The sequence below is a fragment of the Streptomyces sp. NPDC057287 genome, from assembly GCF_042667905.1.
GTDB lineage: Bacteria > Actinomycetota > Actinomycetes > Streptomycetales > Streptomycetaceae > Streptomyces.
In genome coordinates this window covers 1-6084 of record NZ_JBHUYV010000040.1, presented here as the reverse complement: position 1 = coordinate 6084, position 6084 = coordinate 1, and the positions used below count along the sequence as shown (strand labels likewise).

8 protein-coding genes are annotated in these 6084 nt (G+C 65.7%); 6 read left to right on the top strand and 2 right to left on the bottom strand.

The window, feature by feature from the left end:
* Window positions 1–174: 174 nt before the first annotated feature.
* Together ACFUNE_RS37485 and ACFUNE_RS37480 are read right to left on the bottom strand one after the other, a co-directional pair.
* Complete coding sequence (locus ACFUNE_RS37485; protein WP_375965027.1) at window positions 175–684, bottom strand: GNAT family N-acetyltransferase; 510 nt, start codon at window positions 682–684, stop codon at window positions 175–177.
* A gap of 25 nt (window positions 685–709) precedes the next feature.
* Window positions 710–1483, bottom strand: a complete 774-nt coding sequence (locus tag ACFUNE_RS37480) for a GntR family transcriptional regulator (RefSeq protein WP_375965030.1) — start codon at window positions 1481–1483, stop codon at window positions 710–712.
* A gap of 368 nt (window positions 1484–1851) precedes the next feature.
* On the opposite strand from ACFUNE_RS37480, the gene ACFUNE_RS37475 reads away from it, so the two are divergent.
* The 6 genes from ACFUNE_RS37475 to ACFUNE_RS37450 all read left to right on the top strand — a co-directional run.
* Window positions 1852–1974: a hypothetical protein gene (locus ACFUNE_RS37475; RefSeq protein ID WP_375965033.1), complete on the top strand. Its 123-nt coding sequence runs from the start codon at window positions 1852–1854 to the stop codon at window positions 1972–1974.
* Window positions 1971–2183, top strand: coding sequence for a hypothetical protein (locus tag ACFUNE_RS37470; protein ID WP_375965036.1), 213 nt, complete (start codon window positions 1971–1973; stop codon window positions 2181–2183). The genes ACFUNE_RS37475 and ACFUNE_RS37470 overlap by 4 nt, the downstream gene beginning before the upstream one ends.
* Window positions 2180–3613 (top strand): replication initiator protein RepSA, encoded by a 1434-nt coding sequence (gene repSA, locus ACFUNE_RS37465; RefSeq protein ID WP_375965039.1) that lies wholly within the window; start codon window positions 2180–2182, stop codon window positions 3611–3613. The genes ACFUNE_RS37470 and repSA overlap by 4 nt, the downstream gene beginning before the upstream one ends.
* Window positions 3610–3807 carry a helix-turn-helix transcriptional regulator gene (locus ACFUNE_RS37460; protein WP_375965042.1) on the top strand — a complete coding sequence of 66 codons (198 nt, stop codon included), beginning with the start codon at window positions 3610–3612 and terminating at the stop codon, window positions 3805–3807. Before repSA ends, ACFUNE_RS37460 begins: the two co-directional genes overlap by 4 nt.
* Complete coding sequence (locus ACFUNE_RS37455) at window positions 3807–5042, top strand: tyrosine-type recombinase/integrase (protein ID WP_375965045.1); 1236 nt, start codon at window positions 3807–3809, stop codon at window positions 5040–5042. Before ACFUNE_RS37460 ends, ACFUNE_RS37455 begins: the two co-directional genes overlap by 1 nt.
* A 220-nt stretch (window positions 5043–5262) precedes the next feature.
* Window positions 5263–6084 (top strand): helix-turn-helix domain-containing protein (locus ACFUNE_RS37450; RefSeq protein ID WP_383577478.1); only part of this gene is annotated, 822 nt, incomplete at its 3' end.

The following is a 6084-nucleotide window of genomic DNA, read 5'->3' as shown; positions in this document are numbered from 1 at the left end:
GGTTCTCGTCTCATGCCCTCCGGGCCTATCCACTGCGGGCGCGCGTCGGCGGCGGCAGCGCCGAGCGGGCCGAAGGCAGGAGCGCGGGCGCAGCCAGAGCCGGGAAGCGCGCCCGGCGGAGCGGAGCGCAGCCGGGTGCCTTGATGAGGTAGAGAAACCTGTAACTTCCCGAAGCTAGCTGGCGGGCCAGACGTAGCACTTGGCGGGGATTTGCTGACTGTCTCCAAATTGGTGCGTGGCTCCGCCAATGAAGTGCCAGCCCAAGCGTTCGTAGAGGCGGATGGCTGCCTCGTCCTTGTCCATCACGTCGAGCACAAGGCGTATGCCGTTCTCCTCGGCGTAGTCCATGGCTGCGCGCATGAGGCTTTCGCCCACTGCGTGCTTCCGAGCGCTGCGCACTACGAACAGCCGGGCCAGAACGCCGATGCGAGTTTCGTCCTCTCCGCTCTGCTGCTGCCAGAGGGCGACGGCTTCCTCCCCCTCCGCCTTCATGATCGCGATATGCCCCACCACGCCGTCCCGGTGTGCTACCCATGCCTTCACGACTCCTGGCGGAGTGATCCATGCCTCGGGGTCATCTACACCCTCCACCGGGTAGCCGTCCGTCGAGTGGACTTCGATCAGGGCTGCCGCTGCTCCCGGGACATCGGCGTCTTCGAGGGGGCGGATGGTGGTGTCAGCCACGTGGGTCCTCCAGCAGAGCGGTGGGCTAGGAAACGGGCAGCTCGTAGAGCAGGCCGGTTTGGTCAGCGCGGTGTACGTACCGGGATACCTCGAAGGGCTCCAAGTTCTGATCCAGACTCGTGTGCAGCACTTCGAGTACGGGCACTCCTGGCAACAAGTCGAGTACCCGGGCCTCTTCGGGCGAAGGCATACGAGCGCTGATCTCGTCGCGCACCCGTGTCATCACGTGGCCCAACCCCTCCAGGCGTCCGTAGATCCCGTTGGGCCCTGACTTCGCCTGCATGAGGAGAGTGCCCTCCGCCTCTTCCCAGCGCAGATAGGTGGAGACGATCTGGACCGGCTCATCGTCAGCGAAGTAGTGGTTCTCACGGTGGACGACACTTTCGCTGTCGGTTGAGACCTGGAGCCGCTCGGCGACATCGGCAGGCGGCACCTCGCGGGCGATGCTCAGGACGTCGATGCGCGGGACCTTGCCCTGCTTCTTGGCCTCCAGGCGAAAGGGAGTCAGCCCGGTCTCTCGGTTGGCGATCGAGTACCGGTCGCTGCCGAAGCGGAACAGACGTTGGGGCTCGCGTACGAACACGCCTCGACCATGCTTGGCCGTCACGAGCCCCTGCTCAGCCAGCACGCGAATGGCTTCTCGCGCGGTGTTGCGCGCCGCTCCGTACTGCTCCGCCAAGGCTCGCTCAGACGGGAGCTTCTGGCCGGCCTCCAGCTCACCCCGCTCGATCGAGGCGCGGAGTGCGTCAGCGATTCGGCGGCTGGCTGGCTGCTGGGGGGAGCGGTCGGATGCGGTCATGAGCCGAGCATACCAACTGGCTTAAGCTAGCGTCTTGACCCTCGCTCTCCCTCGTGGTCAACTAGCTTAAGCCAGTAAGTGGCTCAAGCCAGTTGGGGGCGGCGTTCCTGCCGCCAAGCAGACACGCCGCCCCCCTGTCCCATCAGGGAGCTTCCATCATGACTGCTTCTGCTCTGGTTGTGCGTCGTTCGGTGTTGGGTCGGGCTTGCCCGGCCTGCGCGGAGTCACGCTGCACCGATCCCGCTGAGTGCCTGTACTTCCTGACCTCTCGCCCGTGGGCGGACTGTTCGGAGTGCGCCGGATCCGGCTGGGCCGGTGAAGACGACCACCTGTCGGTGTTCTGCTGGGCCTGCAACGGTGCCGGACTGGTGGAGCACACCACCGACTCCGTCGTACACGCCACCGTCAGCGCCCGAGGTCGCGCCCGCCTTCAGGCCCACACCGAGCGTCTGACCGCTGAGGTCTCCGACTCCGTGGAGGCAGCCGCGTGAGCTTCTTCGACGACGCCTTGCACGCAGCTGAGATGGCCGACGAGAAGCGGGCGGAACAGATCGGCATGTACCTCGACGCCCACGACGTACACCCCTACACCCGGTTCTTCACCGTGATCGATGACGCGCACTACGCCGAGGAAGACGCCAAGGTGCGCGGCCTCTACCCGCCCCTGGGGCACGGCTACCCGAGGGAGGACGACCAGTGACTTCCTTCCCCGTGGACCCGTCGGCTGTGGCCGGTACCGCCGCCATTGTCGGCACGGACCCGCTGACGCTGGCCGACCTCTTACGTGTGGCCAACGCTCCTGGCTTCGACCGGTGGCAGGAGCAGGTACGCCGCACCGGTGGCTGCTCGGACCCCATCCACCTGGAGGGCATGACCACCACCCGTGACACCAAGACCGGGCAGGTCCTCTACTCCTACAGCACCCAGGGCGAGCCCGGCGGGCGCCTGCGGGTGGCCTGCGGGAACCGGCGTGCCTCCCGGTGCCCCTCCTGCGCCTGGACCTACGCCGGGGACACCTTCCACCTGATCCGCGCCGGACTGACCGGCGACGAGTCCAAGGGCACCCCGCTCACGGTGCGTACGCACCCCAAGGTCTTCGCGACGCTCACCGCCCCCAGCTTCGGCCCGGTCCACAACCGGCCCACTCGCGGCCTCTGCCGGTGCGGCACCGACCACCCCGAGGGCTCGCCGGAACTGGGCTCCGCCCTGAACCCGGCCGCCTACGACTACGCGGGCGCGGTGCTCTGGAACAACCACGCCGGGGACCTCTGGCGCCGCTTCACCATCTACCTCCGCCGGGAGGTTGCCGCCCGCGCCGGCCTCACCCAGAAAGCCACGGCCGACGCCTGCCGGATCTCCTTCGGGAAGGTCGCCGAGTTCCAGAAGCGCGGCGCCGTGCACTTCCACGCGATCGTCCGACTCGACGGACCGGACGGCCCCGACACTGCCCCGCCGTCCTGGGCCAGCGTGGCCTTGTTGTCGGATGCGATCCAGGCCGCTGCTGCCCGTGTGAGCGTGCCCGTCCCGTCCTCCGGTGACCAACCGGCGCGGACCCTGCGGTGGGGCGCTCAGGTGGACGTACGCCAGATCGGCGCGGACAACGCGAACGACGACCTGACCGAACAGGCCGTAGCCGCGTACGTCGCGAAGTACGCCACCAAGGCAGCCGAGACCACCGGCACCGTGGACCGGCGCATCGGAGAGCTGGCCGAACTCGACAAGCTGACCGACCTGCCCGCCCATGCCCGGCACCTGATCGAAGCGTGCTTCGACCTGGACGACGCCTACCCGGACCGCAAGCTCTGGCAGTGGGCCCACATGCTCGGCTTCCGCGGCCACTTCTCCACCAAGTCCCGCGCCTACTCCACCACCCTCGGCGCACTCCGCCAGGTCCGCGCCGACTACCGGGCACGCCAGGAACGCCACGAACGCGGGCTCCCCGACCCCGACGACGCCCCGGAGGGCTCCACACTGACGCTCGCCCACTGGACCTACGCCGGGCACGGCCACACACCCGGCGAATCCTGGCTCGCCTCCACCATCGCCCGAGACATCCAGACCAACCGCGACACCGTGCGCGAAGTACGCGCCGAACTCGAAGCCCTCGACGGGTCGGAGGCATGGGCATGAGGCGGCTGCTTCCCGAGCGCTATCTGACGCCGGTCGATCTGGCTGACCTCCTCGGTGTCCCGGTCGAGACGGTCTACCAGTGGCGCCGCAAAGACACTGGGCCCCGCGGCTTCCGCGTCGGCCGACACCTCCGCTACGACCCCGAAGACGTGCGCATCTGGGTCGCCGCACAGATGGATAAGGGAGTTGTCTGATGGCCGGACACATCCAAGACCGCTGGTACAAGACCGAGCCTGGGCCGAAAGGCAAGATGGTCAAGGTTGCGACCGAGCGTCACGGTGTCGGTATGCGTTACCGCGCCCGCTACATCGGTCCCGATGGCAGCGAGAAGTCCAAGAGCTTCCCGGACAAGCAGAAGCGCAGGGCCGAGACCTGGTTGGCGAATATCGAGGCCGACATGTCGCGTGGCGACTACATCGCTCCGGAGGCCGGTAAGGCCACCTTCGAGCAGTACGCCACGAAGTGGATGAACACGCAGATGACAGACCCGTCCACTCGGGAGTCCGTCGAGATGCGGTTGCGTCTCCACGCGCTCCCGCACATCGGCAAGCGCCCCATCGGTTCCTTCAACCCGACACACATTCGGCTGTGGATGCGAATCCTTGAGGACGCAGGGCTCTCGGCGGCGTACCGGCGCGGCATCTTCGCTCACGTCTCCACAGTTTTCACGGCTGCCGTCGAAGACCGGTTGATCCGGGCGAATCCATGCAGAGCAAGGTCGGTGAAGGCACCCCGCCTCGACCCGCGCAAGGTCAAGCCTTGGTCCGCTGACCGGGTTATGGCCGTGCGGGCTGCGCTGCCTGAGCGGTATCGGGCACTTGTGGACCCCGCCGCCGGGTGCGGTCTTCGGCAGGGGGAGGTGTTCGGCTTGGCTGTCGAGGATGTCGACTTCCTCGGGGGTGTCGTGCATGTGGTCCGACAGGTGAAGCTTCTACACAACCGGCCCGTATTCGCCCCGCCCAAGGGCGGCAAGGAGCGGGAAGTTCCTCTGCCAGAGTCCATCGCCTTCGCGTTGGCCGGCCACCTCACGCAGTACCCGGCGGCGGAGGTCACCTTGCCCTGGAAGTCCTTGGACGGCCCGCCGATCACCGCTTCTCTGATCTTCCGGAGTCCCGAAGGCTTTTCTCTGAACCGGAATCGCTTCAACGATCGGCAGTGGCGCCCTGGTCTCCGTGCTGCTGGTATCGCCAACGGGAGGGATAACGGGATGCACGCGCTACGGCACTTCTACGCATCCGTGCTCTTGGACGCCGGGGAAAGCATCAAGGCCCTGAGCGAGTACCTCGGCCACCATGATCCGGGCTTCACGCTGCGGACTTACACGCACCTCATGCCAGCCAGTCAGACGCGTACGCGAGCAGCCGTGGACGCAGTGTGGGCCGCCCCGATCGCCAATGACGGCCCCGAGACGGCCCACGAGAGTTCATAGGTCGCTGACCTGCGGAAATCTCAGAAGCCGAAGAAGTGACTCGCCGGTCTTCTGGCCTGCGGTTCCTGTGCCTTCAACGCTCCTGACCTGCTGTTGAGCTATCAGCATCTGTCAGCGTTGGTTATCGTCGGGTGCCTTGGCACGGCCCAGCCACGGCCCAGCTGTTACCAAGTGCGCAGTCGGGCCACGCAACGTGCGTGGGAGCCACTAGTCTCACGTCATGGTGACGCCGGAAGAGATCGAGGCCCTCCTTCAATGCCCAGAAGGAGTCGACCTTGAATTCAAACATTCGAGAGTGCTGCCGCGCGTACTCGCGAGGACCATCGCTGCCTTCGCTAATACACGCGGCGGTACAGTAATTGTTGGCGTGGATGACCGTCAAGGCTCAGGCCCAGAAAGTCTGATAGGCGTAGAGGTCGACTCGTTCCAGCGCGTAGTCGAGTCCGTGCGGAGGCGTCTTACTCCCGTACCAGATTTTCGGGCGTACTGTGTTGCTGTACAAGGAAAGCAGCTTGGCGTCATCGAGGTTGAAAAGAACGCAGGCCGTAATATTGCGGCAGACGGGCAAATTGCAGTGAGGGCGGGCACTTATACGATAACTGTGCCCGCGCGTGAAATCTTGACAGAATCAGAATTCAGCGATCGCTCATCGTTCGAGGGTGGAAGCAGCCGCGAGGGCCGTAAGGTGGGGCGGCGCCGTAGGCTTATAACCATATTTGCACTTGCTGTTGGCGTGCCCGGAATGATCTTTCTGGTTCGGATTATCCAGGGGGCTAGCCCTGGGTCGCTATTGCCGGCGGTCCTCATACTTGTCTTTGGGATTCTTTTCTCGGGCGTGGCAGTCGAATTTGTAGGCTGGAGGCCCGATCCTGAGACGGTTTCCCCTACGCGGGAGCGGGTACGTCGGGCCGAAGCGAATCTTGAGCAGGAGCTTCGACTTCGCCATGCAGATGTCTCGGACGCAGAGGCCGAGGATGATGCCAGGCTCACCCTGTCTGCGGTCTGGGCCGTGACCCATCGCCGTTTGGATCACTATCTCTTG

Excerpts from the sequence above, each read along its gene's own strand:
- ACFUNE_RS37480 (WP_375965030.1), bottom strand. The coding sequence starts at position 1,483 with ATGACCGCATCCGACCGCTCCCCCCAGCAGCCAGCCAGCCGCCGAATC.
- ACFUNE_RS37460 (WP_375965042.1), top strand. The coding sequence starts at position 3,610 with ATGAGGCGGCTGCTTCCCGAGCGCTATCTGACGCCGGTCGATCTGGCT.
- ACFUNE_RS37455 (WP_375965045.1), top strand. The coding sequence starts at position 3,807 with ATGGCCGGACACATCCAAGACCGCTGGTACAAGACCGAGCCTGGGCCG.